Source organism: Rhodoferax sp. GW821-FHT09E07, assembly GCF_059416145.1.
Genome location: NZ_JBWKOP010000008.1, coordinates 107,272 through 133,974 on the forward strand (window position 1 = coordinate 107,272; position 26,703 = coordinate 133,974).

A 26,703-nucleotide genomic window follows, 5' to 3' on the forward strand; every position below is an offset into this window, starting at 1 on the left:
GGCCGTGCAGCTGATTCTGGGCAATGTGATTCAGGTGTTTGAGAACTTCAAGTACCACCGCGAGCTGGCCAGCGCCGACGGGCTGAGCCTGGTGCTGGAATTCAGCGCGCAGGTGAATGGCAAAGACCTCAAGGGCATCGACATGGTGCAGTTCGACGCCGAGGGCAAGATCGTGGACTTCGAGGTGATGGTGCGCCCCATGAGCGGCCTGCAGGCCCTGGGCGACGAGATGGGCAAGCGTTTGGCGCCCTATCTGGCGATGATGAAGCCTGCCAAGGTCTGATCGACCAGACCCAAAACGCTATGATTTTGCTAGCTGCTCGCGCATATTCCACGAGGGCTAGCGGCCAAAAATACTGATAAACAGAAGACAGACATGCAATTTGAAACCCTCAGCGTCACACTGGACGCCCACATCGCCACCGTGCGCCTGAACCGGCCCGACAAGGCCAACGCCATGAACGCCACAATGTGGCAAGAAATCCGCAAGGCCTTTGAGTGGGTGGACCGCACGCCGGAGGTGCGCGTGGCCGTGCTACAGGGCGAAGGCAAGCTGTTCTGTGCGGGCATCGACCTGCAGATGATGATGGGCATGAACGCGCAGATTGCCAACGACTGCGACGGCCGCTCCCGCGAGGCCATGCGCCGCGTGATTCTGGACATGCAGGACACGCTGACCAGCCTGGAGCGCTGCCGCAAGCCGGTGCTGGCCGCCATCCACGGCGGTTGCATTGGTGGGGGCATCGACCTCGTCACCTGCGCCGACATGCGTTACGCCAGCGCCGACGCCTACTTCACCATCAAGGAAATCGACATTGGCATGACCGCCGACGTGGGCACGTTGCAGCGCCTGCCCAAGCTGGTGGGCGACGGCATCACGCGCGAGCTGGCCTACACGGGCCGCAAGATGGACGCGACTGAGGCGCGCCAAATCGGCCTGGTGAACCGCGTGTTCGAGAGCCGTGAGGCACTGTACGCCGGGGTGCAAGAGATTGCGGCCACCATCGCCGCCAAGTCACCCCTGTCCATCCGCGGCACCAAGGAAATGATCACCTACGCCCGCGACCACAGCGTGGCCGACAGCCTGAACTACATCGCCACCTGGAACGCTGCGATGCTCATGAGCCAGGATTTGACGGAGGCGATGACGGCGAACATACAGAAGCGCGCGCCGGTCTTCAAGGACTGACCCCCGTCGCTGCGCCTAGGCCTGGCACAGCCAGGTGCCCATATCGTCCAGGCCCTGGGCATAGGTGCTCTGGACATTGGGGCCGCTGGTGCAGTCCATATTGGTCGCATCCACCGCGCGGCTGGGCTGCAGGTAGGTGCGGCCCTGCAAGTCAAACGCCTGGGGCAGCTCGGGCCGGTGGCGCGTCAGCAGCACCAGCGTGCCCGCATCGTCTGCACGGTCCTGCGGTAGTGGCACGTTGTCATAGAACCCGCCGTCCAGCGCGGCGCGGCCATGGACCTTGTGCGTGGGCGTGATGGGCACCGCCGCGGCAGACGCCAGCAGCAGGCTGCGCGCGTCGTCCAGCTGCGGGCAGTCGGTCAGGTCGTGGTATTCAGGGCGCAGGCCGACCCAATGTGGCAAGCGGCCATGGAAGGTTTTGAGCCAGAACTTCTCGGTCGAGTACAAGGCCAATGCGACGGCGGTGGACAGGGTGACGGGCAGGAAGGGAATCGGTCGGGTGATGGCTACGTCCACTTTCAACGTGCCGCCTTGCAGCTTCTTCAAATCTGCCGTCTGCAGAAAGCTTTCAATCCAGTCCGGGTAGATACGCGGTAGCACAAACGGCCGTTTGCCTTTGAGCAGATCACGCCAGACAATGTTTTTCGGCGTGTTGTTGAAGCGCTCCACCGCAGCCCGCAAAGACTCTTGCAAACGCCCCGTGGCAAACGCCGTGGCAATGCCCGCCCCCGCGCTCACCCCAATCAGCCGCTTGGCCTGCCAATTGGCCTGCTCACACAGCCGCTCCACAGCCCCCGCCTGCCACCAGCAACGATTGCCGCCGCCGGCAAATACGACGGTGTGGAAAGTGCGGGTCATGAAATCAGAAGCGCTGATGGCGGCCATGGCGTGCATGGAGGTCCTTGAAGTTGAGGTGGCGGGATTGTAGGGGCGGCTTTTTTGCTGAACCCGCGGCAGGCGTGGGGTGCGTACCTCCGCTCGTGTCCCCCGCCCTTTGGGCTCCTCCTTGACCTCGCTGCGGCACGCACCCCACGCCTGCCGCTGCGAAGAGGGGGGGTTGACGTGCCTGCAAACCACGTCACTTCGGGAGCGGGGTGGCTGGCTGTTTTGCGCAGATCAAGGAGGAGCCCGCAAAGCGGGCGGGGGACACGGAGCAAAACAGCCAGCCGCCCCGCTCCAGACAAGAGGGGCGACTAAAATCCACAGTTCCTCCGTGAAAGTCGATTCCCCCATGCCCCGCCAACTCTTCGTCACCACCGCCCTGCCCTACGCCAACGGCAACTTCCATATCGGCCACATCATGGAATACATCCAGGCCGACATCTGGGTGCGGTTCCAGCGCATGCAGGGCAATGCGGTGAACTTCGTGGGTGCGGACGACACGCACGGCGCGCCCATCATGATTGCGGCCGAAAGGGCCGGCAAAACGCCCGAACAGTTCGTGGCCGACATTGCAGCCGGCCGCAAACAGTACCTGGACGGCTTTCACATCAGCTTTGACAACTGGCACAGCACGCACTCGCCGGAGAACACCGAGCTGGCACGCCAGATCTACCGCGACCTGCGCGACCGTGCCGACGGCTCGCTGATCGAGGTGCGCACCATCGAACAGTTCTTCGACCCCGAGAAGAACATGTTCCTGCCCGACCGCTACATCAAGGGCGAATGCCCCAAGTGCCACGCCAAGGACCAGTACGGGGACAATTGCGAGGTCTGCGGCTCGGTCTACGCGCCCACGGACCTCATCAACCCCTTCTCGGCCCTCTCCGGCGCCAAGCCCGAGCTGAAGAACTCCGAGCATTTCTTCTTCAAGCTCTCCGACCCGCGCTGCGTGGAGTTCCTGGAAAACTGGACGCAAGACGGCAAGTTGCAACCCGAGGTGGCCAACAAGATCAAGGAATGGTTCACCATCCGCACCAACCCGGACGGCACCACCAGCGAAGGCCTGGGCGACTGGGACATTTCGCGCGACGCGCCCTACTTCGGCATCGAGATTCCCGATGCACCGGGCAAGTACTTCTATGTGTGGCTGGACGCGCCCGTGGGCTACCTGGCCTCGCTGAAGAACTGGTTCGACAAGGGCGGCCCCAAGGCCAAGCACGGCGACACGCGCAGCTTTGAGGAGTACATCGCCGCTGCCGACACCGAACAGTACCACTTCATCGGCAAGGACATCGTGACCTTCCACACGCTGTTCTGGCCTGCGATGCTGCAGTTCAGCAACCGCAAGACGCCCAACAATGTGTTCGTGCACGGCTTCCTCACCGTCAACAACGGCGAGAAGATGAGCAAGAGCCGCGGCACCGGCCTGGACCCGCTCAAGTACCTAAGTCTGGGCATGAACGCCGAGTGGCTGCGCTACTACCTGGCGGCCAAGCTGTCGGCGCGCAACGAAGACATCGACTTCAATGCCGACGATTTCATGGCACGTGTGAACAGCGATTTGATCGGCAAGTACGTCAACATCGCCAGCCGTGCGGCAGGCTTTCTGACCAAGCGCTTTGACGGCAAGCTGACCAGTGACTTCGGCGCCACGGGCGCGGCCCTGCTGGCCGAGGTGCGCGGTGCCAGCGATGCGCTGGCCCAGATGTACGAGGCGCGCGAGTATGGCAAGGCCACGCGCGAAATTATGCTGCTGGCCGACAAGGTGAACGCCTATGTGGACCAGAACAAGCCCTGGGACCTGGCCAAGGACGTGGCCAACAACCAGGCGCTGCACCAGGTCTGCTCGGTGCTCATCAACACCTTCGCCACGCTCACACGCTACCTGTCGCCCGTGCTGCCCGGCCTGGCACAAGCCGTCCAAGGCTTTGTCGGCGTGGACATGCAGCAATGGAACGTGGCCGGCGACGTGCAGGCGATTGCCCCCTACCAGCACCTGATGCAACGCGTCACTCCCGAGCAACTCGATGCATTATTTGAGCCTCCAGCCCCCGTGGAATCTGTGCAAACAGCTCCTGAAACTGTAGCAACTGTGCCTGGCGGCGAGGAGATCGCTCCGCTGATCACCATCGACGACTTCGCCAAAATCGACCTGCGCATTGCGAAGATCGTGAACTGCGAAGCCGTGGAAGGCTCGACCAAGCTGCTGCGCCTGACGCTGGATGCGGGCGAAGGCCGCCACCGCAATGTGTTCAGCGGCATTGCCAGCATGTACAAGCCGGAAGAACTGGTAGGCCAGCTCACCGTGCTGGTGGCCAACCTGGCGCCGCGCAAGATGAAGTTTGGCGTGTCCGAGGGCATGGTCATGGCGGCGAGCCATGGCGATGAAAAGACCAATCCGGGCATCTACATCCTCAACCCCTGGCCCGGTGCGCAGCCTGGCATGCGCATCCACTAAACCCCACCACCCGACCGGACCACCGACGCATGTTCCCCTGGATCCACGGTTGGGTTGATACGGAGCGCACGCCCCAGACCAACACACGCCTGGGCATGACGCTGGCCTTTGTGGCTGGCGCCACCAACGCCGGTGGCTTTCTGGCGGTGCACGAATACACCTCGCACGTCACCGGCGTGGTCTCCACCGTGGTGGACTCTTTGGTGCTGGGCCACACCGATGTGATGCTGACCGGGCTGGCCATGTTGATCTCGTTTGTGGTGGGGGCCATGACCACGGCCATCCTCGTCAACTGGGGGCTGCGCCACCAGCTCTACACGGCCTACGGCCTGCCACTGGTGCTGGAGGCGGCGCTCTTGCTGGTGTTTGGCGTGTTTGGCGGTGCCATGAACTACGCCACCTATTTCTTTGCGCCGCTCACCGTCACGCTGCTGTGCTTCATCATGGGCCTGCAAAACGCGGTGATCACCAAAATATCGCGCGCCGAAATTCGCACCACCCACTTGACGGGTTTGGTCACCGATGTGGGCATTGAACTTGGCAAGATGGCCTATATCAATGCAGACCCGCAAGGCCACCGCGTGCAGGCCAACACCCAGAAACTGCGTCTGCACAGCCTGCTGATCGGCAGCTTTGTCAGCGGTGGTCTGGCCGGCGCCTTGGGCTTCAAGACCCTGGGCTTTATCACCACCGTGCCGCTGGCGCTGACGCTGCTGGTGCTGGTGGCCCGCCCCCTGTGGCAGGACACCGCGCGCTGGTACCAACGCACCCACGAGGGCACCCACTAGGTCGCCCGCACTCCTTTTTCTCCCCCCTTTGCATGACCACTTCTGCCTCTTCCTCTTTGCAAACCTTTGACGTGCTCATTGTGGGCAGTGGTCTGGCCGGCCTGAGTGCCGCGCTCTTGCTTGCGCCTACGCACAAGGTTGCCATCCTTACCAAACGCGCCGTGCGCGAAGGCTCCAGCGGCTGGGCCCAGGGCGGCATTGCCGCTGTGTGGGACAAGGACGACAGCTTTGCAGCCCACGTGGACGACACCCTGGTGGCTGGCGCCGGCCTGTGCGACCTGAAGGCCACGCAGTTCGTGGTGGAGAACGCGCCCCAATCCATCGCCTGGCTGCAGAAGCTGGGTGTGCCGTTTTCCGAAGAAGCCGGCCACGCTGGCCAACTTCACCTCACCCGTGAAGGCGGCCACAGCGCGCGGCGCATCGTGCACGTGACGGATGCCACGGGCGCTGCCGTGCAGCAAACGCTGATCGAGCAGGTCAAGGCCAGCCCCAACGTCACCCTGTTCGAGCACCACACGCTGGTGGACCTGATCACCACGGCCAAGCTGGGGCAGAGCGGCGAGAACCGCTGCGTAGGCCTGTACGCGCTGGACGACGACACCGACGAGGTGCTGACCTTCCAGGCGCCGCACACCATTTTGGCCACAGGCGGCGCGGGCAAGGTGTATCTCTACACCACCAACCCCGACACCGCCACGGGCGACGGCATTGCCGCCGCCTGGCGCGCGGGTTGCCGTGTGCAGAACATGGAGTTCATCCAGTTCCATCCCACCTGCCTGTTCCATCCGCATGCCAAGAGCTTTCTGATCACCGAGGCCGTGCGCGGCGAAGGCGGGCGCCTGCTGCTGCCCGACGGCACCCGCTTCATGCCCGCCCACGACCCGCGCGCTGAGCTGGCGCCGCGCGATGTGGTGGCCCGCGCCATCGACTTCGAGATGAAAAAGGGCGGCTTTGATTGCGTGTACCTGGACATCTCGCACCAGCCGCTGGCTTTCATCCAGGAGCATTTCCCCAACATCTACGCGCGTTGCCTGGAACTGGGCATTGATATGTCCCAGCAACCCATCCCCGTGGTGCCGGCCGCGCACTACACCTGCGGCGGCGTGGTGACTGATCTATCCGCCCGCACCGATGTGGCCGGCCTCTACGCCGTGGGCGAAACCGCCTGCACCGGCTTGCACGGCGCGAACCGGCTGGCATCCAACTCATTGGTGGAGTGCATGGTGTTTGCACGTTCCGCTACGGCCTTGATCGCAGAGCAACTGGCGACCCAGTCTGCGGGGGCACCGCTGCAACTGCCCGTGTGGGACGACAGCCGCGTGACCGACTCGGACGAATCCGTGGTCATCTCGCACAACTGGGACGAGCTGCGCCGCTTCATGTGGGACTACGTGGGCATCGTGCGCACCAACAAGCGCCTGGAACGCGCCGCCCACCGCATTGCACTGCTGCAGGGCGAGATCCAGGAGTTCTATGCCCACTTCCATGTCACGCGCGACCTGCTGGAGCTGCGCAACCTGGTGCAGGTGGCCGACCTGATCGTAAAAAGCGCCCAGGCCCGCCACGAGAGCCGCGGTCTGCACTTCAGCCGCGACTACCCCGACCTGCTGGCGCAAGCCATCCCCACCACCCTCACGCCCTGAGAGTCGTCGATTGCTCCTGATTCAGGAGAAAACTATGCAGTTTCCACGGGGGCTAGCGGCAAATTTTGTCCCCAACCCTGCGCCATGCCCGCCGCCATGGCCACGTAATCTGTCTCCCGCACCCCACGGTTGCGCTGCGCAATACCGGTGGCCGGTGTGTGAAAAATGCTGCGCGCCAAGCCGCGACCGGACTGGATGATGCCCGCCGTCTTGGGCTGGCGCAGCGCCACGAACTGTTGCCAGGCCCGCGGCACATCGTCCCCCTGCGCCTGCACGCACTGCGCCAGGTGCCACGCGTCTTCCAGCGCCTGGCAGGCACCCTGGCCCGAAGTGGGCAGCGGCGCATGGGCCGCATCGCCCAGCAGCAGCACATTGGCGCGCTGCCACTGCGGGGTGGGATCGTGGTCGTGCAAAAAAATCTGGTGAATGCCGCTGTCAGGTGTGCCGGCCAGCGCCTGCTGCACGGCCGCAGGCCAGTGGGCAAAGCGCTGGTTCAGCTCCGCCCGGTAGTGCGCAGGCTGCGCCTGGCCCAAGGGCGCTGCCGCGCCGCCCGCCCAGTAGGCCCGCTGTGGCGACAGGGCGACCACGCCAAAGCGCTCGCCCGTGCCCCAGTAGTCCAGCACAGCGCCGGGTTCAAACACCGGCTCCGCCGTTTCACAAACACCAATCCAGTTCACAAAGCCCTGGTACACCGGGCGCGCGGCGTCTTCCGACCCCAACACAAACGCCCGGCAGCGTGAACGCATGCGGCCCTCCGCCCCCAGCACCCAGTCGGGCTGCACCGTTGTGCCATTTTCAAAGATCAGCTGCGTGGCACCAGTTCCTGCCTCGTCCAGCGCCACCACCTCGCGCAGGCGGCGGTCAAAGTGCAGCACCACCCCCAACTCCTGCGCGCGCGCCAGTAGCGCGTGCATCAGGTCGTGGCGCAAGATCGCCATGCTGGCGTGGCCCATGGCCGCGTCTATGGCACGCACATCGATGCTGCCCAGCAACTCGCCGCCGCAGGTGTAACGCTGCATGGCGTGCACGCGTGTGCCTTGCGGGCGCAGGGCTTCCCACACGCCCAGCTTGTCGAGCACCCAGCTGGCGTTGGGCCAACTGACAATGCCCGCGCCCAGGCTGCGGATGGTGGAAGCCTGCTCGTACACGGTGACGGTGTGGCCCGCCTGGCGCAGCGCAATGGCAGTGGCCAAGCCGGCCACACCGGCGCCAATGGCAGCGAAGTGCATGGGTTCTACTGGTACACCGCGTCGGCCCAGACGATGGCTTCCATCTGGGCGACATTGATTTCACGGTACGACAGGTCCAGGCGCTGTGCCGCTTCTGCAAAGATGGTGGCATCCTCCATCTCGCAGGCAATGGCCATGGCCAGCAGATCCATGTATTTGCCCGTGCCCTTGAGCAGCGCTTCGGTGATGACGCCATCCAGCCCCAGCATCGACACCGCCTCGGCCAGCGAGCAGCCCAGCATGCGGTCCAGCAGCGAGAACAGGCCGATCAGGAAGGCCTCCTCCTGCTCTTCTTGCGACAGGGTTTTGGCACCCAGCAGCTCCATCATCTTGGCGCGTACCACGGCCATATTGCCAGCCAGTGTGGGCTTGCCATCCACCCCCGCCGTCATGAGCATGGCGGCCCAGCGCTGCAGGCGCTCGTTGCCCAGCAGCATCACGGCCTGGCGGATGGACGTGATCTTGGTGCGCAGGCCCAGGCCCGCGGAGTTGATGAGGCGCAGCAGGTTGTAGCCCAGCGCAGCGTCTTTCTTGATGGCGAGTTCAATCTCGTCCACATCGGCCTCGTTGCGCAGCTTGCTGAAGAGGTTGGCGGAACTGGCCTGGCTGGGGCTCACGACCTGGGTCTTCACCACCTCGGGGCGCGAGAACCAGTAGCCCTGGAAGAAATGGAAGCCTATGTCCTTGTAGATCTCGAACTGGGCGGCACTCTCCACCTTCTCGGCCACGGCAATGGCACCCGTGCGGGCATGGATGGCGTCCACCAGCAGTTTGAGCTTGGCGGGGTCGATGGCCCGCACATCCACCTTCACAAAGTCGGCAATCCCTTGCCAGGACTTGTAGAGCGGCGCGACGACCGTGTGGTTGAAAGCCAGCCGGAAACCCCGCTTGCGCAGCGCCTGCAGCTTGAGCCGGGACTCTTCAATGGCCGCAGGATCGTGCCCGGCCACCGGCGGCACCTCGATGATGGTGCGCTGGGGCACCAGAAAGTCCCAGTGGGAGCCAGTCAGACTCTCGTGCGTGGCGTTGAGAAACAGGTCGGCCTGGGCATTGATCAGCCGGGTGCCGCTTTGCGCCATGACATTGAGCACCAGCGACACATCGCTGGCCAAGCTATGGTCGCGCGCGCCCTGGGTGCGGTTGAACAGCTCATAGCCCACCACGGACTTGTCCGCGTCCACGATGTGCTGTCGTGCAATGGCGAAACTTGACGCTTCGGATGTCTCTGCTTCTATCGAACTCACGGCAACCTTTCCGCAGCCGGTGGATGGTCCACCGCCTCCCTGCAACGCAATGATGCCTGAGCTTGGTTAAGAAGGAATGGTCAGGCCCTTGATGACGGCCGGACGCGCCACAAAGGCCGCCAGCACGCGCGCCACGTCGGGGAAGTCGGCAAAGCCCACCAGATCGCCCGCACCGTAAAAGCCGATCAGGTTGCGCACCCAGGGGAAGGTGGCGATGTCGGCAATGCTGTAGTCGGCGCCCATGATCCAGTCACGACCCTGCAAGTGCTTGTCCAACACGCCCAAGAGGCGCTTGCTCTCGGCCACATAGCGGTCGCGCGGACGCTTGTCTTCAAAGTCCTTTCCCGCAAACTTGTGGAAGAAGCCCAACTGCCCAAACATGGGGCCAATGCCGCCCATCTGGAACATCACCCACTGGATGGTCTCGTAGCGCTGGGCGGCTTCCGTGGACATGAGCTGTCCGGTTTTCTCGGCCAGATAAATGAGGATGGCGCCGGATTCGAACAGCGCCAGTGGTTTGCCGCCGGGGCCATGGGGGTCGATGATGGCGGGGATCTTGTTGTTGGGATTCAGCGAGATGAATTCGGGTGTGAGCTGGTCGTTGGTCTGGAAGCTCACCAGGTGCGGCTCGTAAGGCAGGCCCAGCTCTTCCAGCGCAATGCTCACCTTCACACCATTGGGCGTGGGCAGCGAGTACAGCTGCAGGCGGTCCGGATGCAGGGCGGGCCATTTGGCGGTGATGGGGAATGTCGACAGGTCGGTCATGGTGCGTCCTTTTGCTCTGATTTTGATAGCTGCTCGCGCATATTCTGCGGGGGCCAGGGGCTTGAATCGCCGAGATTACCCGACTGTGAATGCCCAAGCACCGGCTGGGGGTACCGGTCTATTTTTTCTGCTCGGCGTCCACCCGGTTCAGCGGGCCGAAGCAGTCGTCCCGGGACTCGCTGTAGCAGGCCCAGTACTGGCGCCCCGACGGCGAAAAAAACAAATAGTTGGTGAAGCTCAGGCCCGTATCGTCGCTGCTGGACTGCGCACAGTCCTGGCCCCCGTAGTCCTTCACCACCTGAACGTCCACCCGGTAAAAACCACGCGCCGTGGGCTTGGCGGCGATCGTGTAGCGGTTGTCGGTCTTTTCTGCGCCACTGACAGCGCTGTAGCTGCCGTCCGCACGGTAGTCGTACACCTCGGTGCAGGCGACATCTGCGCGCGTCCAGGTCCATCGCCCGACCAGCAGCCGGCTGCCCTCGCCGTCCTGCGGTAGTGCCACACTGGCCACGGTAGCAGTCGCCAGCCCTGCCGCCAGCGCAAGGTATGGGAAACGCATGGGAAGACTCCGGGCTTATGCCGCGCCGATATTCGGAATCAGCCCGCCCACGGGTTGGCCATTCTTTAGCGCGGCAGTGAATGCAAGCATGCGGTCGATGGGCAGGCGCGCGCGTTCGATGAGTGCCGGGTTCACATGGATCTGGTTCGCGCCGTGCTCCAGCACATGGGCCACACCGGCCAGGCCGTTCATGGCCATCCAGGGGCAGTGCGCACAGCTCTTGCAGGTGGCGCTATTGCCAGCCGTGGGGGCTTCGATGAAGGTCTTGGTCGGGTTCAGCGTGCGCAGCTTGTGCAGCATGCCGTTGTCGGTGGCGACGATGAAGGTGTCGGCATCCAGCGTCTGCGCGGCCTTGAGGATGGCGCTGGTGGAGCCCACGGCATCGGCCAGGGCCACTACGTCCTTGGGCGACTCGGGGTGCACCAGCACCTTGGCTTTGGGATGTTCCTGGATCAGCGCTTCCAGCTCAAAGGCCTTGAATTCATCGTGCACGATGCAGGCGCCTTCCCAGAACACCATGTCGGCTCCGGTTTCGCGCTGGATGTATCCGCCCAAGTGCTTGTCAGGTGCCCACAAAATCTTCTGGCCCTTGTCCTTGAGCGCTTTCACGATATCCAGCGCGCAGCTGCTGGTCACCAGCCAGTCGGCACGCGCTTTCACCTCGGCACTGGTGTTGGCATAGACCACCACGGTGCGGTCCGGGTGGGCGTCGCAGAAGGCGTTGAACTCGGTGATCGGACAGCCCAGGTCCAGCGAGCAGGTGGCGTCCAGGTCGGGCATCAGCACCGTCTTGTGTGGCGACAGGATCTTGCTGGTTTCGCCCATGAACTTCACGCCCGAGACCACCAGGGTCTGCGCGCTGTGGTCACGGCCAAAACGGGCCATCTCCAGCGAGTCGCTCACGAGGCCGCCGGTCTCTTCGGCCAGGTCCTGCAGGTCGGGGTGCACGTAGTAGTGCGACACCATGACTGCGTTCTTCTCTTTCAGCAGACGTTTGATCTTGTCCTTGAGCGCCACGCGCTGGCTGGGCGTGGGCTCCACCGGCACGCGCGCCCAGGCGTGTTGGGTGGAGCAGGCGGGTTGCTCGTATTCGACGTCGATCACATCGGTTGCAGACATCACAGGTCCTCAAAACGCATGGAGAAATCGGTGGCCTTCACGTCTTTGGTCAGCCCACCGATGGAGATGCGGTCCACGCCCGTGGCGGCAATGGCGCGCACGGTGTCCAGGCTCACGCCGCCAGACACTTCCAGAATCGCACGCCCCGCGTTCAAGGCCACGGCCTGCACCAGGTGCGCCAGCGTCATGTTGTCCAGCAGCACCATCTGGGCACCACAGTCCAGCGCCTCGCGCAGCTGCTCCAGCGTTTCCACTTCCACCTCGATGAACTTGGCGGTCTGGGCCAATTGGGTGGCGCGCTGCAGGGCGGCTGTCACGCCGCCGGCGGCGGCAATGTGGTTTTCCTTGATCAGCACGGCGTCAAACAGGCCAATGCGGTGGTTGGTGCCGCCACCTGCGCGCACTGCGTACTTTTGCGCCAGCCGCAGGCCCGGCAGGGTCTTGCGCGTGTCCACAATGGCGGCGCGGTTGCCGGGTACCGACTCCACCGCGCTCACAAAAGTGGCGGTCTTGGTGGCCACGGCGCTCAGCAACTGCAGAAAGTTCAGCGCCGTGCGTTCGGCCGTCAGCAGAGCCTGGGCGTTGCCCTCAATCTCCATCACCACTTGGTCGGCATGGCAGCGCTGGCCCTCCCGCACATGCCAGACGATGGCAGCACTGGGGTCCAGGGTACGCACGGCGGCCGTGGCCCAGGCCTCGCCGCAAATGACCGCCGATTCGCGCGCCAGCACGCGGGCGCGGGCGCGACGGGTGGGGTCGATCAGGGCGGCGGTCAGGTCGCCCGCCCCCACGTCTTCCTGCAGGGCGCGGGCCACGTCGGACTGGGCCAGGGTGGCAATTTCGGCGGGGGTAAATTCAAAATACGTCATGGACGCCAAGGATAACGGCTAGGGCCGGGCCCGACGGGCGCCCGGGCAGACAACCCAGCCGCTAAAATGGGCACAACGAGGACACCCCCATGAGCTTTTTCCGCCGCCCCGATTACCAATCCGAAGCCACCCAGTTCATTGACCACCTGAAAGTGGCCAAACCCACCCTGGAAGCCGAACAACGCCGGGGCCGCGCCCTGCTGTGGGACAAGAAGATCGACCGCAACCTGGTAAAGGAATACGACGAGGCCCGCGTGGAGCAAAAGCCTTACGTCTACCAGACCAACGCCAAATAAGCGTCGTTTTGGCCTCCAGCCCTCGCCAGTATTGCGCGAGCAGCTCCTCATTCAATAGCAAACCATGAGCACCACTCCTGCGGACAGCGGCACGGACACGGGCGCCATTGCGGTCATGCCCGAAGTGGTGGACCAGGTGGCGCTGGCGCGCCTGTACGGCGAGCCGTTGTTTGCCATGCCGCAGGATTTGTACATCCCGCCCGACGCGCTGGAGGTGTTTCTGGAGGCTTTCGAGGGCCCGCTGGACCTGCTGCTCTACCTGATCCGCAAGCAGAACTTCAATATTCTGGATATTCCCATGCTCAGCGTGACCAAGCAGTACCTGGTCTACGTGGAGCAGATCCGCAAGCGCAACCTGGAGCTGGCGGCGGAGTACTTGCTGATGGCGGCCATGCTGATCGAGATCAAGTCACGCATGCTGTTGCCGCCCAAGAAGGTGGCCGAAGGCGAAGAGGCCGAAGACCCGCGTGCCGAACTGGTACGCCGCCTGCTGGAATACGAGCAGATGAAGCTGGCTGCGGCCCGGCTGAACGCGATCCCGCAGTTTGGCCGGGATTTCCTGAAGGCCAATGTCTATATCGAGCAAAGCCTGCAGCCCCGTTTTCCGGATGTGTCCATCGACGAGCTGCAAAGCGCCTGGCGCGACATCATGAAGCGGGCCAAGCTGGTGCAGCACCACAAGATCAGCCGCGAAGAACTCTCGGTGCGCGAACACATGAGCATCGTGCTCAAGCACCTGCAGGGACGCCGCTTTGTGGGCTTTGAAGACCTTTTCGACCCCAGCCAGGGCTCACCCGTGCTGGTAGTGACCTTCATCGCCCTGCTGGAGCTGGCCAAAGAGACACTGATCGAGATCACCCAGGCCGAAGCCTTTGCGCCTATCTACGTGCGCCTGGCCTATTCCCCTGCCTGAACCGGACTCTCCCCATCGCGGTGCACAACTGCGGTTAGTATTCGCCCCACTTTCGCCAAACCCTTGGTAATCCCGTTTTTTGGAGTCCTCCATGGCCCTGAACCCGACCGGTGAACAAGCCTCCAGCACCGCCAACGCGACGCCTTACGGTACGTTGCCCCCGGCGTCTCCACCGTCTACCCGCAAGCCCATCAGCCTGCCGCGTATTCAGGAGATGCACACGCGCGGCGAAAAGATCACCATGCTCACCGCTTACGACGCCACCTTTGCGGCTGTGGCCGATGCGGCGGGCGTGGAATGCATTCTGGTCGGTGATTCCCTCGGCATGGTCTGCCAGGGCTTGCACAGCACCGTGGGCGTGAGCCTGCAAGACATGGCTTACCACACCGAAAGCGTGGCCCGCGGCCTGCGCCGCGCCCAGGGCACTGCCTGGCTCATCGGCGACCTGCCGTTTGGCAGCTACCAAGAGTCCAAGGAGCAGGCCATCCGCAGCGCCAGCGTGCTCATGCAAGCCGGTGCCCACATGGTCAAACTTGAAGGCGGCGGCTGGACTACCGAGGTCGTGCACTTTCTGGTGGAACGCGGCATTCCCGTCTGCGCCCACCTGGGCCTGACGCCACAAACCGTGCATGCCCTGGGCGGCTACCGCGTGCAGGGCCGCGGTGATGTGGCCTCGGAGCAGATGAAGAAACATGCCCTGGCGCTGCAGGACGCTGGCGCCACCATGGTGGTGCTGGAGATGGTGCCCGCACCGCTGTCGGCAGAACTCACCCAAGAATTGCCCCACTGCGCCACCATTGGCATTGGTGCCGGCAAGGGCACGGCCGGCCAGGTGCTGGTGCTGCACGACATGCTGGGCGTGAACCTGGGCAAGAACCCCAAGTTCGTGCGCAACTTCATGGCCGAGTCCACCAGCATCCGTGGCGCGATGGAAGCCTACGTTGCCGCAGTGAAAAACGGCAGCTTCCCCGACGACGCCCTTCACGCCTGGTAAGTTTTACGCCGAAACGCCTATGCAACTCATCCACACCATTGCCGACCTGCGCGCGGCCCTGAGCCAGTACCGCCACCCCGCCGTGGTGCCCACCATGGGCAATCTGCATGCGGGTCACCTGGCGCTGGTGCGCCAAGCCAAGCCGCTGGGTGACGTGACCGTCAGCACCATCTTTGTGAACCGCCTGCAGTTCGCGCCCCACGAAGACTTTGACACCTACCCACGCACCTTGGAGGCCGACTGTGCCCACTTGGAGGCCGCGGGCTGCGACATCGTGTTCGCCCCCAAAGAGGCCGAGCTCTACCCCCAGCCGCAGACCTTCAAAATGCACCCGCCCACCGAGCTGGCCGACATTCTGGAAGGCCACTTCCGGCCCGGTTTCTTCATTGGCGTGTGCACGGTCGTCATGAAGCTGCTGGCCTGCACGCAGGCACGCACGGCATTGTTCGGCAAAAAGGATTACCAGCAGCTCATGGTCATCCGCAACATGGTCAAGCAGTTTGCACTGCCCATCGACGTGGTCGGCGGAGAAACCCAGCGCAACGAGGCGGGCCTGGCCCTGTCGAGCCGCAATGGCTACCTGACCCCGGCGCAGCGCGAGGAAGCGCTCCTGCTGTCTGCCACACTGAGAAGGATCGTCGCAGCCTTGCGCGCCGGCGAGAAGGATGTAGCGCGTTTGGAAGCCGAAGGCATGAACGCCCTGCGCAGCGCAGGCTGGTTGCCCGACTACGTCGCCGTGCGCCGCCAGGCCGACCTGCAAGCGCCGCTAGCCGGAGATGCGCTGGTGGTGCTGGCTGCCGCCCGGCTGGGCACCACGCGGCTCATCGACAACCTGGAGGTTTAGGGACAGGGCCGGTTTACAGAAACCGGTCCAGTACCCGCTTGCTATGCGCATCCAGCGCAAACTGGTCGCGCACCAGGTACTGGATGCCATGCGCATCGGCAATCAGCAGCGCGTGTTCCTTGCCAATGCGGCGGATGTCTTCGTCGCCGCGCAGCACAAACTCGGTATCACCGCGGTCCGTTTTCACAGCCCAGGTACAGGGAGTGGAATAGCTGGTGACCGAAACAATGCGCTCGATCACAGGCATGAACTCCCGCGTGGTCAGCTCGGCACGGATCAGGCCCTGGGCGGGCTCTGGCACATCGGCCAACTGATCCACCCAGGCCACTTCTTTTCCATCGGTATTCACCAGCGAAATGCCATCGTCCGGCGACTGGATGGGGAAGGCGCGCACGGGCACCACGCCTTCAAAGCGCTCACCGGCTTCATTGGACAGCACCAGCTTGCCAAAAGACGTGCGCTCCAGCGTAAAGCGGCTGGCTGTCACGGTTTGCAGGGCGCTCATGCGGACTCCTCCAGCAGATTGTTGTTGCGGGCTTGCGCCTGGTAGAGGTTGAAATATGCCCCTTCGGCGGCCATCAGCGCGTCGTGCGTGCCCTCCTCCACCACCTTGCCACGGTCCAGCACCACCAGGCGGTCGGCCCGGTGCAGCGTGGACAGGCGGTGCGCGATGGCAATAGTCGTGCGACCTTGCACCAGGTTTTCCAGCGCTTTCTGGATCTCTTTCTCGGTCTCGGAATCCACCGACGAGGTGGCTTCGTCCAGGATCAGGATGCGCGGGTCAATCAGCAGCGCGCGCGCGATCGAGATACGCTGGCGCTCCCCGCCCGAGAGGCCCTGGCCACGCTCACCCACCATGGAGTCGTAGCCCTGCGGCAGGCGCAGGATGAATTCGTGCGCGTGGGCTGCACGCGCAGCGGCAATGATTTGTGCCCGTGTGGCATCGGGCTTGCCGTAAGCGATGTTGTCGGCAATGGTGCCGAAGAAGAGGAAAGGCTCCTGCAGCACCAAGCCTATGTTCTGGCGATAGTCGGAGATGGCGTAGGAGCGAATGTCCACACCATCCACCAGAATCGCGCCCTCGGACACATCGTAGAAGCGGCAAATCAAATTCACCAGCGTGCTCTTGCCCGAACCGCTGTGGCCCACCAGCCCCACCATCTCGCCGGGTGCAATCTTCAGGCTGATGCCACGGTTCACCTCGCGGTTGCCGTAGCGGAAGCCCACATCGCGCACGTCGATGCTGCCCTGCACCTTGCCCATGGGTACAGGGTTCACCGGTTCGGGCACGCTGGAGACGTGGTCCAGGATGTCAAAGATGCGCTTGGCGGCAGAGGCCGACTTTTGCGTGACCGAGACAATCCGGCTCATCGAATCCAGCCGGCCGTAGAAGCGGCTGATATAGGCGATGAAGGCGGTGAGCACCCCTACGGTGATCTGCCCTTTGGACACCTGCCAAATGCCAAAGGCCCAGACGACCAGCAGACCCAGCTCAGTCAGGAACGACACGCTGGGGGAGAACAGCGACCAAATCTTGTTGATGCGGTCGTTCACCGCCAGGTTGTGCTTGTTGGCCTCGCGGAAGCGGTTGGCCTCGCGCCGCTCCTGCGCGAAGGCCTTGACCACGCGGATGCCGGGAATGGTGTCGGCCAGCACATTGGTCACCTCACCCCAGACGCGGTCGATCTTCTCGAAGCCGGTGCGCAGGCGGTCGCGCACAAAGTGGATCATCCAGGCGATAAAGGGCAGAGGCACCAGAGTGACCAGGGCCAACCAGGGGTTGATGGAAAACAGGATCACGGCTGTCATCGTCAGCATGATCACGTCGGTCGCAAAGTCCAGCAGGTGCAACGACAGGAATACGCAGATGCGGTCGCTCTCGCTGCCGATGCGCGACATCAAGTCCCCCGTGCGCTTGCCGCCAAAGTACTCCAGCGACAGGCGCAACAGGTGCTCATAGGTGGTGGTGCGCAGGTCGGCGCCAATGCGCTCGGACACCAGTGCCAGGATGTAGGTCTTGGCCCAGCTCAACACCCAGGCAGCCAGCGCGGAGCCCAGCAGCCCGGCCATGTAGGTGGTGACCAGCATGGGATCAATGGTCTGCCCGTTCTGGAACGGGATCAACACGTTGTCCATGAGCGGCATGGTCAGGTAAGGCGGCACCAGGTTGGCCGCGGTTCCCAACAGGGTCAACACAAAACCCAACAGCAATTGCCCGCGGTAGGGCTTGGCAAAGCGCCACAGGCGAAACAGCGTCCAGGTGCTGGGCGGGGTGTGAACCACCTTGGTACACACCGGGCACTCCTCCTGGTCCGGGTCCAGCGGCGCCTTGCAGCTGGGGCACACCTGCGTCAACGCCTGGGCCAAGGGGCGGCCCGACACGGTACTTTCCAGTTGCGCCTGGAATTGGTCCACCAGGCGGATGGCCTGCAGGTTCTGGCCCAGCGTAAAGCGCCAGGTGCCCAACAGACCCTCGGCGTTCAGCAGGTCCAGGTGACCCACACCCGCATGGTCGTGGTGGTGCAGGCTTTGGCCGGGCAGCAGATCCCAAGCCTGCCAGGCACCGTGGGGGCCGGTGCGGCTTAACAAGCGCTGGCTGGTGACCACCACCAGGCCCTTGACAAAGCGCAGTTGCTGGTCGAGGTCAACCTCCAGCGAGGCCAACACGTTCTCTTGGGATCGGAGCTGCAGTTGCACCTCGTCGCGCCACAGCGGGGAAATCTCGCCAAACGGCAGGGGAGCAGCCAGTGCTTCAGTGGTCATTAACAACAACGGATAGGTTTTTATTCAAATATGCGGGGAATTTCAGGCCAGAAGGCCCGCCCGACGTCAGCCTGACGATATTACGCCCTGCCACCAGTGTGCCCACCCCGCCAACGCCGGGTGAGCGAGAATACACAACGCACACAGCGTAACAATGGTGGACCGCCCCCTCCACAGCAAGCCATGACAGCCAAGAAAAACATTGAAATTCTCCGGGTGACCTACCTGCGCGGTCCCAATATCTGGACCTACCGGCCCGTCATCGAGGCCTGGGTCGACATTGGTGAACTGGAGGATTTCCCCTCCAACACCCTGCCCGGCTTCTACGAGCGCATCACCGCCTGGCTGCCGGGCCTGATTGAACACCACTGCAGCCCCGGCGTGCGCGGGGGCTTTCTGGAGCGGCTGCGTGAGGGCACCTGGGCAGCCCACATTCTGGAACACGTCTCCCTGGAAATCCAAAACCTGGCTGGCATGCAAACCGGCTTTGGCAAGGCGCGCCAAACTTCGCAACGCGGTATTTACAAGGTGGCGTTCCGCACGCGCCAGGAACAAGTCGGCCGCCAGGCGCTGGTAGTGGCCCGTGACCTGGTCATGGCGACCATCAACGACACCGCCTACGATTTGGCCGCCCAACTCTCCATTCTGCGGGACCAGGTGGACTCCTTGTGCCTGGGGCCCAGCACCTCCAACATCGTGGATGCCGCCACCGACCGGCGTATTCCCTCGATCCGCCTGACCGAGGGCAACTTGGTGCAATTGGGGTATGGCATCGCGCAGCGCCGCATCTGGACCGCCGAAACCGACCAGACCAGTGCCATTGCTGAAGAAATCGCCAGCGACAAGGACCTGACCAAAAGCCTGCTCAAGTCCTGTGGCGTGCCGGTGCCCGAAGGCGCTCTGGTCAATTCACCGGAAGCCGCCTGGGAAGCCGCGCAGGACATCGGCGTGCCCGTGGCCATCAAACCCTACGATGGCAACCATGGCCGCGGTGTCTCCCTGGAGCTGATGGACGAAGCCAGCGTGGTGGCCGCCTTTCACGTGGCCAAGCAGCAAAGCGGCGGCAGCGTCATTGTCGAAAAATTCATTCCCGGCAATGAACACCGCTTGCTCGTGGTGGGCAAACAGGTGGTGGCCGCCGCCCGTGGAGAATCGGCTTGGGTTGTCGGTGACGGTGTGTCCAGCGTGGCCACGCTTATCGACCAGCAACTCAACACTGACCCACGCCGCGGCACGGGCGAAGACGCGCCCCTGAACCTGATTGACCTGAGCGACAACCCCGAAGTGACGCTGGAATTGGAGCGCGTGGGCCTCACTGCCCAATCCATCCCTGCCAAAGACCGCCGTGTGCTGATCCAGCGCAACGGCAACGTGGCCTGCGACGTGACGGACCAGATGCACCCCAGCGTTGCGGCCACCGCCGCCCTGGCAGCCCGGGTGGTGGGCCTGGATATCGCCGGTATCGACATGGTGATGGAAGATATTTCCAAGCCCATGCGGAGCCAGCAAGGCGCGGTAATCGAAGTCAACGCCAGCCCCGGCCTCTTGGCCCACATCAAGCCCGCACAAGGCCATAGCCGCCCGGTGGGCAAAGCCATCGTGGCGCACCTGTTTGCCCCCGAAGCCGATGGCCGCATCCCAGTCATCGGTATCACCGGCACACAAAACACGGGCCGCCTGGCTCGCCTGGTGGCCTGGCTGGTGCACATCAGTGGCAAGCATGTGGGCCTGGCCTGCAGCGAGGGTCTGTACCTTGATGGCCGCCAGGTGCTGGCCACCGACTGTGCGCACTGGGAACCCAGCCAGCGACTGCTCATCAACCGTTCGGTGCAGGCAGCCGTGTTTGAAAACAGCAGCCAGATGATCCTGGGCGAAGGCCTGGCCTACGACAAATGCGCCGTGGGCGTAGTGACCGACGCCAAGTGGACGCCTGCGCTTAAAGACTTTGACATTCTGGACGCAGAGCAGGCCTTCAAGGTGGTGCGCACCCAGGTGGACGTGGTCCTGCCCAGTGGCACCGCCGTACTCAACGCCAGCGACCCACAGGTGGTGGAGATGGCCGAGCTCTGCGATGGCAAGGTCATTTTTTACGCCCTCGAAGCCACACAACCGGCCCTGGCAGCCCACCAGGCAGCCGGCGAACGCGTGGTCTTCCTGCGCAATGGCGAGATCGTGCTGGCCCAGGGCTCTGAGGAAATCGCCCTGTTGCCCTTGTCCTCGCTCAAACCCGCCAAGGCGGCCCAACCCGAGATGGTGATGGCCGCAACCGCCGCCGCCTGGGCGCTGAACATCCCCGTGGAATTGATTGGCGCAGGTTTGCGTACCTTCGACTCCAGCCCCAAGAAAACCCCCTACTGAGTGAACCCATGGAAGTAACACGCATCCGCGCGCTGCGCGGCCCCAATCTGTGGAGCCACCACACGGCCATCCAGTCGGTGGTGGAGTGCCGCCCCGAGGAATGCTCGATTGGCGACCTGCCCGGGTTTGAAGTCCGCCTGCGCGCGCGCTTCCCCGAAATCAGCCCCTTCCAGTCCACCGGCCATGACGACCACATCCCCATGGCCCGTGTGCTGGAGCTGGCGGCCCTGGGTCTGCAGGCCCAGGCCGGCTGCCCGGTCACCTTCAGCTGCACCACGCCCACGCTGGAAGCACGCATTTACCAGGTGGTGGTGGAGTACAGCGAAGAAGAGGTTGGCAAGCTGGCCATGGAATTGGCACAGCAGCTGTGCCAGGCCGCGCTGGAAGACAAGCCCTTTGACCTGCGCGCCGCGCTGGACCAGCTGCGCGAGTTGGACGAAGACGTGCGCTTGGGACCCAGCACCGGCTCCATCGTGGATGCCGCGGTGGCACGCGGGATTCCCTACAGCCGCATGACGGAGGGCAGCATGGTGCGCCTGGGATGGGGCAGCAAGCAGCGCCGCATCCAGGCCGCGGAAATGGACGCCACCAGCGCCATCGCCGAAGCCATTGCGCAAGACAAGGAACTGACCAAAAAGCTGCTGGCCGCAGCCGGCGTGCCCGTGCCTGGTGGCCGTGCGGTCACCGATGCCGATGACGCCTGGAAAGCCGCGCAAGAGATTGGCCTGCCCGTGGTCGTGAAGCCCAATGACGGCAACCAGGGCAAGGGCGTGACGGTGAACATCACCAACGAGGCGCAGTTGCGCAAAGCCTACGCCACCGCGCGCGAGTTCCGCGACGACATTCTGGTCGAGCGCTTCATGCCCGGCAACGACTTCCGCCTGCTGGTGGTGGGCGACAAGCTGGTGGCCGCCGCCCGCCGCGACCCGCCCAAGGTGTTGGGTGACGGCGTACACACCATTGCCCAGCTCGTCGAGCAGGTGAATCTGGACCCCAAGCGCGGCTCCGGCCACGCCACCTCGCTCACCAAGATCCGCTTCGACGAGATTGCCCATGCCTGCCTGGCCACGCAAGGCCTGACCGCTGATTCGGTGCCTGCCAAAGGGCAGCGCGTGAACCTGCGCAACAACGCCAACTTGTCCACTGGCGGCTCCGCCACCGACGTGACGGACGATGTGCACCCCGAAGTGGCTGCGCGCGCCATTGCCGCGGCACATATGGTGGGTCTGGACATTTGCGGTGTGGACGTGGTGAGCGACAGCATCCTGCAACCGCTGGAAGACCAGGGCGGTGGCATTGTGGAAGTGAACGCAGCCCCCGGCCTGCGCATGCACCTCTCGCCCTCGTTTGGCAAGGGCCGCGCCGTGGGCGAGGCCATCATCTCCAACATGTTCAAAAAGGGCCAGGACGGCCGCATTCCCATCGTGGCGGTGACCGGCACCAACGGCAAGACCACCACGGTGCGGCTGATCTCCCACCTGCTGACACAAAGCGGGCTGCGCGTGGGCATGACCAACACGGACGGCGTCTACGTCAACGGCGACACCATTGACACCGGCGACTGCAGTGGCCCCAAGAGCGCCCGCAGCGTGTTGCTGCACCCCGATGTGGATGCCGCCGTGCTGGAAACTGCACGCGGCGGTGTGCTACGCGAAGGACTGGCCTTTGACCGCTGCGATGTGGCCGTGGTCACCAACGTGGGCAGCGGCGACCACCTGGGCCTGAACTACATCACCACGGTGAATGAGCTGGCTGTGCTCAAGCGCGTCATCGTGCAGAACGTGGCGCCCACAGGCACAGCCGTGCTCAACGCGGCCGACCCCATCGTTGCGGCCATGGCGGCCAAGTGCAAGGGCTCAGTGACGTTCTTTGCAGCAGACAAAAACCACCCCATCATGGCCACGCACCGCGCCCAGGGCCATGCGGTGGTGTTTGTGGAAGGTGGCCATGTGATCGCCGCCAAGGGCGACTTGCTGCAGTCCATTCCGCTGGCCGACGTGCCTATCACTCTGGGCGGTGCCATCGGCTTTCAGGTGGACAACGTGATGGCCAGCGTGGCCGCGGCTTGGGCTTTGGGGCAGGACTGGGCCACCATCCGCCAGGGCCTGGCCAATTTCTCCAACGACAGCCACAACGCGGCCGGCCGCTTCAACCTGTTCAACTACCGCGGGGCCACCGTGATTGCCGACTACGGCCACAACCCCGACGCCATGCTGGCGCTGGTGCAGGCCGTGCAAGCCATGCCGGCCACACGCCGTGCCGTGGTCATCAGCGGCGCCGGTGACCGGCGTGACCAAGACATCCGCCAGCAGACCGAAATCCTGGGCGACGCCTTTGACGAGGTGGTGATGTTCGAGGACCAGTGCCAGCGTGGCCGCAAGGATGGCGAAGTGATCGCCCTGCTGCGCGAGGGCCTGGCCAATGCCAAGCGCACCGTCAAGCGCTCCGAGGTGTTTGGGGAGTTTCTGGCGATCGACACCGCCATGGACCAGCTCAAGGCCGGAGAACTGTGCCTCGTGCTGGTGGACCAGGTGGAAGAAGCCATGGCCCATATTGCGGCCAAAGTGCAGGCCAGTCAGGCCTGAACCATCACTGCGGGCTAGGCGCCTTCGGTCGCCGGCCCGCGCCCCATCAGGGCCGCGACGGCCTGGGCGGGTTGGAGCTTGCCATCCAGCAAGTCCACCACGCTGTGGGTGATGGGCATGGGCACCCCCAGGTGCTGGGCCCGCTGCAGCACGGTGCGGGCGCTGTAGACACCCTCGGCCACATGGCCCAATTCATTCACGGCGTCGGACAGGCTCTGGCCTTGGGCCAATGCCAGCCCCACCTTGCGGTTGCGTGAAAGGTCACCGGTCGCGGTCAGCACAAGGTCCCCCAAACCGCTCAGGCCCATAAAGGTATCGGCCTTGGCACCCAGCGCCAGGCCCAGACGGGAAATTTCGGCCAGTCCGCGCGTGATGAGCGCAGCACGGGCATTCAGACCGAGTTGCAGGCCGTCGCACAGGCCCGTGGCAATCGCCAGCACGTTTTTCACGGCGCCACCCACCTCCACGCCCACCACGTCGTCATTGGCATACACACGCAGGCAGGGGCTGTGAAAAGCCGCGACCAGGGAGTCACGCACCTCAGCATGCACGCTGGCAGCTACCAGGGCAGTCGGATGGCCAGACGCCACCTCCTGCGCAAAGCTGGGACCACTGAGTACGCCCGCCCGCACGTGGGGTGCCACCTGGGCCTGCACTTCATGGCCGAGCAGACCAAACTGGCCCTGAACCGAGGCTTCAAACCCCTTGCACAGCCATGCCACCGGCACGGTCGCGTTAGCCAACTGGGTCAACATGTCACGCAGACCCGCCATGGGCGTAGCGACCACCACCATGTCAAAGGCAGACAAACCCTCCACCACCGAGGAAAGTGGCTGACTGCTGAGGGACAAGCTGGCTGGCAGAGGGTGGCCGGGCAGGTAGCGCTGGTTGACCCGCGCCTGGGCCATGCCCAGTACGAGCGCTGCGTCGCGCGCCCACAAGGTCACGGCGTGGCCGGCCTGCGGATTGGCGGCGGCGCTAACGGCCAGCGCAGTACCCCAGGCACCGGCTCCAAGTACTATGATTTTCATAGCTGCTCGCGCAATATCGACGGGGGCTAGAGGCCTAAACGGCCTCAAACCCTGGCGTTACTGGGGCAGGCTGCCGGCGGGGGCGCCAGCAGCTTCCATTTGCTGCTGCTCGTACATGGCCTGGAAGTTGATTTCCGACAGGTGCACGGGCGGAAAGCCGCCGCGCTGGATCAGGTCGGCCACGTTGCCACGCAGGTAGGGGTAGACGATCTGCGGGCAGGCGATGCCCATGATCTGGCTGAGCTGCTCGGGAGCCAGGTTGCGGATTTCAAAAATGCCGGCTTGCTTGGCCTCGACCAGGAACACCGTCTTGTCCTTGATCTTGGTCTGCACGGTGGCAGTCACGCACACTTCGTAAACGCCTTCAGCCACGGGCGCGGCTTCCACCCCAAGCTGAATGTCCACAGCGGGCTGCTCCTGCTCCAGCAGGATGCCGGGGGAATTGGGCTGCTCCAGCGAAGCCTCCTTGAGGTACACGCGCTGGATTTGGAAAACGGGATCTTGGTCTGCCATGGCAATAGTCTCTCTAGATAAACACAAAGCCCGCTGGCAGAGTGCCAAACGGGCTTACGAAGCAAATTCGCAACGGGGGGAATTATGTCAGGCTGCGGCGGCCAGCAAAGGCAGCAGCTCACCGCGGCCATCCAGCGCCATCAGATCGTCACAACCACCCACATGGGTTTGGCCAATGAAAATCTGCGGTACGGTGCGGCGCCCGGTCACCTCCATCATTTTCATGCGTTCCTCGGGATGGGCATCCACCCGAATTTCCTCGATGGTCTCGACCCCTCTGGATTTGAGAATGCGCTTGGCCTGCACGCAGTAGGGGCAGACGGCGGTGGTGTACATCTTGACGGCTTGCATGGTTTCCTTGCCTTGGTTGCGGGCCCTGATCAGGCCTTTTCAACGGGAAGGTTAGCGGCTTTCCAGGCTTTCAGTCCGCCAGCCAACGATTGGGCCTGCTCGTAACCCAGTTTCTTGGCCACCGCCACGGCACGGCCCGAACGCGCACCGGTCTGGCACACCAGCACCAGCGGCAGCGCCTTGTTCTTCACGGCCGCGGCCAGCTTGGTCTCCAGCTCGCCCAGGGGGATATTCTTGGAGCCCACGATGTGGCCTTGCGCAAACTCAGGCGCGTCAGACACATCGACCACCACCGCCTTCTCGCGGTTGATCAACTGAATGGCCGTGGTAGGGGCAATGCCCGCCAGCGTGGCGCCTTGCAGTACGGGCCACAGCAGCAGGCCGCCGGAGGCCACGGCAATTGAAATCAGCATCCAGTTGTCGATAATAAATTTCACTTTGTTCCTTGTTGGTTACGCGACACTAACCCGCCATTTTAGAATGGCAAGCTGTACGCCGCCGGCGCCAGTGCCAAAACCACCCTCCGGCCCCTCCACTGCTTTTCCATCACCACCATGTACAAACTTGTTCTCGTACGCCACGGCGAATCCACCTGGAATCTTGAAAACCGCTTCACCGGCTGGACCGATGTGGACCTGACACCCCTGGGTGTGGAACAGGCCAAAAACGCCGGCAAGTTGCTGCGCGCCGAGGGTTACGAATTTGACGTGGCCTACACCAGCGTGCTAAAGCGCGCGACTCGCACCCTCTGGCACTGCCTGGACGAGATGGACCGCACCTGGCTGCCCGTGGTGCACAGCTGGCGTCTGAACGAACGCCACTACGGTGCCCTGCAGGGTCTGAACAAGGCTGAAACGGCCAAGCAATATGGCGATGACCAGGTGCTGGTATGGCGCCGCAGCTACGACACCCCCCCGCCCGCACTGGAAGCCACCGATGCCCGCAGCGAGCGCTCCGACCTGCGCTACGCCAAACTGCAGCCTGACCAGGTGCCGTTGACCGAGTGCCTGAAAGACACCGTGGCCCGTGTGCTGCCGTTCTGGAACGAATCCATGGCGCCTGCCATCAAGGCCGGCAAACGCATTGTGGTGGCGGCCCACGGCAATTCCATCCGGGCGCTGATCAAGTACCTGGACAACATTTCCGATGACGACATCGTGGGCGTGAACATCCCCAATGGCATCCCGCTGGTGTACGAGCTGGACGCCGACCTGAAACCGATCCGCCACTACTACCTGGGCGACGCTGAAGCCGCCGCCAAGGCTGCGGCAGCCGTGGCCTCCCAAGGCAAGGCCTGAGTCTGAAAACCA

24 protein-coding genes are annotated in these 26,703 nt (G+C 63.7%); 11 read left to right on the forward strand and 13 right to left on the reverse strand.

What is annotated here, in order from left to right; genetic code table 11:
- Positions 1-376 precede the first annotated feature (376 nt).
- Positions 377-1,189: a crotonase/enoyl-CoA hydratase family protein gene (locus AC07OE_RS16610; protein ID WP_495071687.1), complete on the forward strand. Its 813-nt coding sequence runs from the start codon at positions 377-379 to the stop codon at positions 1,187-1,189.
- Positions 1,190-1,204: 15 nt separating this feature from the next.
- On the opposite strand, the gene AC07OE_RS16615 is transcribed toward AC07OE_RS16610, so the two are convergent.
- Complete coding sequence (locus AC07OE_RS16615) at positions 1,205-2,074, reverse strand: patatin-like phospholipase family protein (RefSeq protein WP_495071688.1); 870 nt, start codon at positions 2,072-2,074, stop codon at positions 1,205-1,207.
- 346 nt (positions 2,075-2,420) lie between these two features.
- Here AC07OE_RS16615 and metG point away from each other — a divergent pair, with 346 nt between their 5' ends.
- Genes metG through nadB form a run of 3 tightly spaced genes read left to right on the forward strand, consistent with a single transcriptional unit; the run spans position 2,421 to position 6,960 of the window.
- Positions 2,421-4,529, forward strand: coding sequence for a methionine--tRNA ligase (metG, locus tag AC07OE_RS16620; RefSeq protein ID WP_495071689.1), 2,109 nt, complete (start codon positions 2,421-2,423; stop codon positions 4,527-4,529).
- A gap of 29 nt (positions 4,530-4,558) precedes the next feature.
- On the forward strand, positions 4,559-5,317 hold the full coding sequence (locus tag AC07OE_RS16625) for a YoaK family protein (RefSeq protein WP_495071690.1): 759 nt from the start codon (positions 4,559-4,561) through the stop codon (positions 5,315-5,317).
- Between the two features lie 32 nt (positions 5,318-5,349).
- Positions 5,350-6,960, forward strand: coding sequence for an L-aspartate oxidase (gene nadB, locus AC07OE_RS16630; RefSeq protein WP_495071691.1), 1,611 nt, complete (start codon positions 5,350-5,352; stop codon positions 6,958-6,960).
- Between the two features lie 32 nt (positions 6,961-6,992).
- Here the strand turns inward: nadB and AC07OE_RS16635 are convergent, their stop codons facing one another.
- From AC07OE_RS16635 to nadC, 6 genes are all read right to left on the reverse strand, one after another.
- Positions 6,993-8,189 carry an FAD-dependent monooxygenase gene (locus AC07OE_RS16635; protein ID WP_495071692.1) on the reverse strand — a complete coding sequence of 399 codons (1,197 nt, stop codon included), beginning with the start codon at positions 8,187-8,189 and terminating at the stop codon, positions 6,993-6,995.
- Positions 8,190-8,194: 5 nt separating this feature from the next.
- Positions 8,195-9,433, reverse strand: a complete 1,239-nt coding sequence (locus tag AC07OE_RS16640) for an EAL and HDOD domain-containing protein (protein ID WP_495071693.1) — start codon at positions 9,431-9,433, stop codon at positions 8,195-8,197.
- 66 nt (positions 9,434-9,499) lie between these two features.
- Positions 9,500-10,198 (reverse strand): glutathione S-transferase N-terminal domain-containing protein, encoded by a 699-nt coding sequence (locus AC07OE_RS16645; RefSeq protein WP_495071694.1) that lies wholly within the window; start codon positions 10,196-10,198, stop codon positions 9,500-9,502.
- Positions 10,199-10,316: 118 nt separating this feature from the next.
- Complete coding sequence (locus tag AC07OE_RS16650; protein WP_495071695.1) at positions 10,317-10,757, reverse strand: hypothetical protein; 441 nt, start codon at positions 10,755-10,757, stop codon at positions 10,317-10,319.
- Between the two features lie 15 nt (positions 10,758-10,772).
- A complete protein-coding gene (gene nadA, locus AC07OE_RS16655) occupies positions 10,773-11,876 on the reverse strand; it encodes a quinolinate synthase NadA (protein WP_495071696.1) in 1,104 nt (367 codons plus the stop codon).
- Positions 11,876-12,745, reverse strand: coding sequence for a carboxylating nicotinate-nucleotide diphosphorylase (gene nadC, locus AC07OE_RS16660; protein WP_495071697.1), 870 nt, complete (start codon positions 12,743-12,745; stop codon positions 11,876-11,878). The genes nadA and nadC overlap by 1 nt, the downstream gene beginning before the upstream one ends.
- Before the next feature lie 89 nt (positions 12,746-12,834).
- Here nadC and AC07OE_RS16665 point away from each other — a divergent pair, with 89 nt between their 5' ends.
- The 4 genes from AC07OE_RS16665 (at position 12,835) to panC (ending at position 15,792) form a co-directional block, all read left to right on the forward strand.
- Positions 12,835-13,041: a DUF3460 family protein gene (locus AC07OE_RS16665; RefSeq protein ID WP_495071698.1), complete on the forward strand. Its 207-nt coding sequence runs from the start codon at positions 12,835-12,837 to the stop codon at positions 13,039-13,041.
- Between the two features lie 64 nt (positions 13,042-13,105).
- Complete coding sequence (locus tag AC07OE_RS16670) at positions 13,106-13,954, forward strand: segregation and condensation protein A (RefSeq protein ID WP_495071699.1); 849 nt, start codon at positions 13,106-13,108, stop codon at positions 13,952-13,954.
- Positions 13,955-14,045: 91 nt separating this feature from the next.
- On the forward strand, positions 14,046-14,948 hold the full coding sequence (gene panB, locus AC07OE_RS16675) for a 3-methyl-2-oxobutanoate hydroxymethyltransferase (RefSeq protein WP_495071700.1): 903 nt from the start codon (positions 14,046-14,048) through the stop codon (positions 14,946-14,948).
- 19 nt (positions 14,949-14,967) lie between these two features.
- Complete coding sequence (panC, locus tag AC07OE_RS16680) at positions 14,968-15,792, forward strand: pantoate--beta-alanine ligase (RefSeq protein ID WP_495071701.1); 825 nt, start codon at positions 14,968-14,970, stop codon at positions 15,790-15,792.
- A 13-nt stretch (positions 15,793-15,805) separates the two neighbouring features.
- Here panC and AC07OE_RS16685 read toward each other — a convergent pair whose 3' ends face one another.
- On the reverse strand, positions 15,806-16,297 hold the full coding sequence (locus AC07OE_RS16685) for a cyanophycin metabolism-associated DUF1854 family protein (RefSeq protein WP_495071702.1): 492 nt from the start codon (positions 16,295-16,297) through the stop codon (positions 15,806-15,808).
- A complete protein-coding gene (locus AC07OE_RS16690; RefSeq protein WP_495071703.1) occupies positions 16,294-18,555 on the reverse strand; it encodes a cyanophycin metabolism-associated ABC transporter in 2,262 nt (753 codons plus the stop codon). The genes AC07OE_RS16685 and AC07OE_RS16690 overlap by 4 nt, the downstream gene beginning before the upstream one ends.
- Before the next feature lie 183 nt (positions 18,556-18,738).
- Here AC07OE_RS16690 and AC07OE_RS16695 point away from each other — a divergent pair, with 183 nt between their 5' ends.
- A complete protein-coding gene (locus AC07OE_RS16695; protein WP_495071704.1) occupies positions 18,739-20,913 on the forward strand; it encodes a cyanophycin synthetase in 2,175 nt (724 codons plus the stop codon).
- A gap of 8 nt (positions 20,914-20,921) precedes the next feature.
- Positions 20,922-23,498 (forward strand): cyanophycin synthetase, encoded by a 2,577-nt coding sequence (gene cphA / locus AC07OE_RS16700; RefSeq protein WP_495071705.1) that lies wholly within the window; start codon positions 20,922-20,924, stop codon positions 23,496-23,498.
- A 14-nt stretch (positions 23,499-23,512) separates the two neighbouring features.
- Here the strand turns inward: cphA and AC07OE_RS16705 are convergent, their stop codons facing one another.
- From AC07OE_RS16705 to AC07OE_RS16720, 4 genes are all read right to left on the reverse strand, one after another.
- On the reverse strand, positions 23,513-24,529 hold the full coding sequence (locus AC07OE_RS16705) for an NAD(P)H-dependent glycerol-3-phosphate dehydrogenase (RefSeq protein ID WP_495071706.1): 1,017 nt from the start codon (positions 24,527-24,529) through the stop codon (positions 23,513-23,515).
- Between the two features lie 57 nt (positions 24,530-24,586).
- Positions 24,587-25,042, reverse strand: a complete 456-nt coding sequence (gene secB, locus AC07OE_RS16710) for a protein-export chaperone SecB (RefSeq protein WP_495071707.1) — start codon at positions 25,040-25,042, stop codon at positions 24,587-24,589.
- A gap of 87 nt (positions 25,043-25,129) precedes the next feature.
- The gene (grxC, locus tag AC07OE_RS16715) at positions 25,130-25,393 is read right to left on the reverse strand and encodes a glutaredoxin 3 (RefSeq protein ID WP_495071708.1); all 264 of its coding nucleotides are present in this window, start codon (positions 25,391-25,393) and stop codon (positions 25,130-25,132) included.
- Positions 25,394-25,422: 29 nt separating this feature from the next.
- Positions 25,423-25,830 (reverse strand): rhodanese-like domain-containing protein, encoded by a 408-nt coding sequence (locus tag AC07OE_RS16720; protein WP_495071709.1) that lies wholly within the window; start codon positions 25,828-25,830, stop codon positions 25,423-25,425.
- Positions 25,831-25,947: 117 nt separating this feature from the next.
- Between AC07OE_RS16720 and gpmA the strand changes: the two genes are divergently transcribed.
- Positions 25,948-26,691, forward strand: coding sequence for a 2,3-diphosphoglycerate-dependent phosphoglycerate mutase (gene gpmA / locus AC07OE_RS16725; protein ID WP_495071710.1), 744 nt, complete (start codon positions 25,948-25,950; stop codon positions 26,689-26,691).
- The last annotated feature ends 12 nt before the right edge of the window (positions 26,692-26,703 follow it).

Excerpts from the sequence above, each read along its gene's own strand:
- grxC (WP_495071708.1), bottom strand. The coding sequence starts at position 25,393 with ATGCAAGCCGTCAAGATGTACACCACCGCCGTCTGCCCCTACTGCGTG.
- cphA (WP_495071705.1), top strand. The coding sequence starts at position 20,922 with ATGGAAGTAACACGCATCCGCGCGCTGCGCGGCCCCAATCTGTGGAGC.
- secB (WP_495071707.1), bottom strand. The coding sequence starts at position 25,042 with ATGGCAGACCAAGATCCCGTTTTCCAAATCCAGCGCGTGTACCTCAAG.
- AC07OE_RS16690 (WP_495071703.1), bottom strand. The coding sequence starts at position 18,555 with ATGACCACTGAAGCACTGGCTGCTCCCCTGCCGTTTGGCGAGATTTCC.
- AC07OE_RS16685 (WP_495071702.1), bottom strand. The coding sequence starts at position 16,297 with ATGAGCGCCCTGCAAACCGTGACAGCCAGCCGCTTTACGCTGGAGCGC.
- nadB (WP_495071691.1), top strand. The coding sequence starts at position 5,350 with ATGACCACTTCTGCCTCTTCCTCTTTGCAAACCTTTGACGTGCTCATT.
- AC07OE_RS16650 (WP_495071695.1), bottom strand. The coding sequence starts at position 10,757 with ATGCGTTTCCCATACCTTGCGCTGGCGGCAGGGCTGGCGACTGCTACC.
- panB (WP_495071700.1), top strand. The coding sequence starts at position 14,046 with ATGGCCCTGAACCCGACCGGTGAACAAGCCTCCAGCACCGCCAACGCG.
- metG (WP_495071689.1), top strand. The coding sequence starts at position 2,421 with ATGCCCCGCCAACTCTTCGTCACCACCGCCCTGCCCTACGCCAACGGC.
- nadA (WP_495071696.1), bottom strand. The coding sequence starts at position 11,876 with ATGTCTGCAACCGATGTGATCGACGTCGAATACGAGCAACCCGCCTGC.
- AC07OE_RS16705 (WP_495071706.1), bottom strand. The coding sequence starts at position 24,529 with ATGAAAATCATAGTACTTGGAGCCGGTGCCTGGGGTACTGCGCTGGCC.
- AC07OE_RS16635 (WP_495071692.1), bottom strand. The coding sequence starts at position 8,189 with ATGCACTTCGCTGCCATTGGCGCCGGTGTGGCCGGCTTGGCCACTGCC.
- AC07OE_RS16625 (WP_495071690.1), top strand. The coding sequence starts at position 4,559 with ATGTTCCCCTGGATCCACGGTTGGGTTGATACGGAGCGCACGCCCCAG.
- gpmA (WP_495071710.1), top strand. The coding sequence starts at position 25,948 with ATGTACAAACTTGTTCTCGTACGCCACGGCGAATCCACCTGGAATCTT.
- AC07OE_RS16610 (WP_495071687.1), top strand. The coding sequence starts at position 377 with ATGCAATTTGAAACCCTCAGCGTCACACTGGACGCCCACATCGCCACC.
- AC07OE_RS16645 (WP_495071694.1), bottom strand. The coding sequence starts at position 10,198 with ATGACCGACCTGTCGACATTCCCCATCACCGCCAAATGGCCCGCCCTG.
- panC (WP_495071701.1), top strand. The coding sequence starts at position 14,968 with ATGCAACTCATCCACACCATTGCCGACCTGCGCGCGGCCCTGAGCCAG.
- AC07OE_RS16670 (WP_495071699.1), top strand. The coding sequence starts at position 13,106 with ATGAGCACCACTCCTGCGGACAGCGGCACGGACACGGGCGCCATTGCG.
- AC07OE_RS16665 (WP_495071698.1), top strand. The coding sequence starts at position 12,835 with ATGAGCTTTTTCCGCCGCCCCGATTACCAATCCGAAGCCACCCAGTTC.
- AC07OE_RS16695 (WP_495071704.1), top strand. The coding sequence starts at position 18,739 with ATGACAGCCAAGAAAAACATTGAAATTCTCCGGGTGACCTACCTGCGC.
- AC07OE_RS16615 (WP_495071688.1), bottom strand. The coding sequence starts at position 2,074 with ATGGCCGCCATCAGCGCTTCTGATTTCATGACCCGCACTTTCCACACC.
- nadC (WP_495071697.1), bottom strand. The coding sequence starts at position 12,745 with ATGACGTATTTTGAATTTACCCCCGCCGAAATTGCCACCCTGGCCCAG.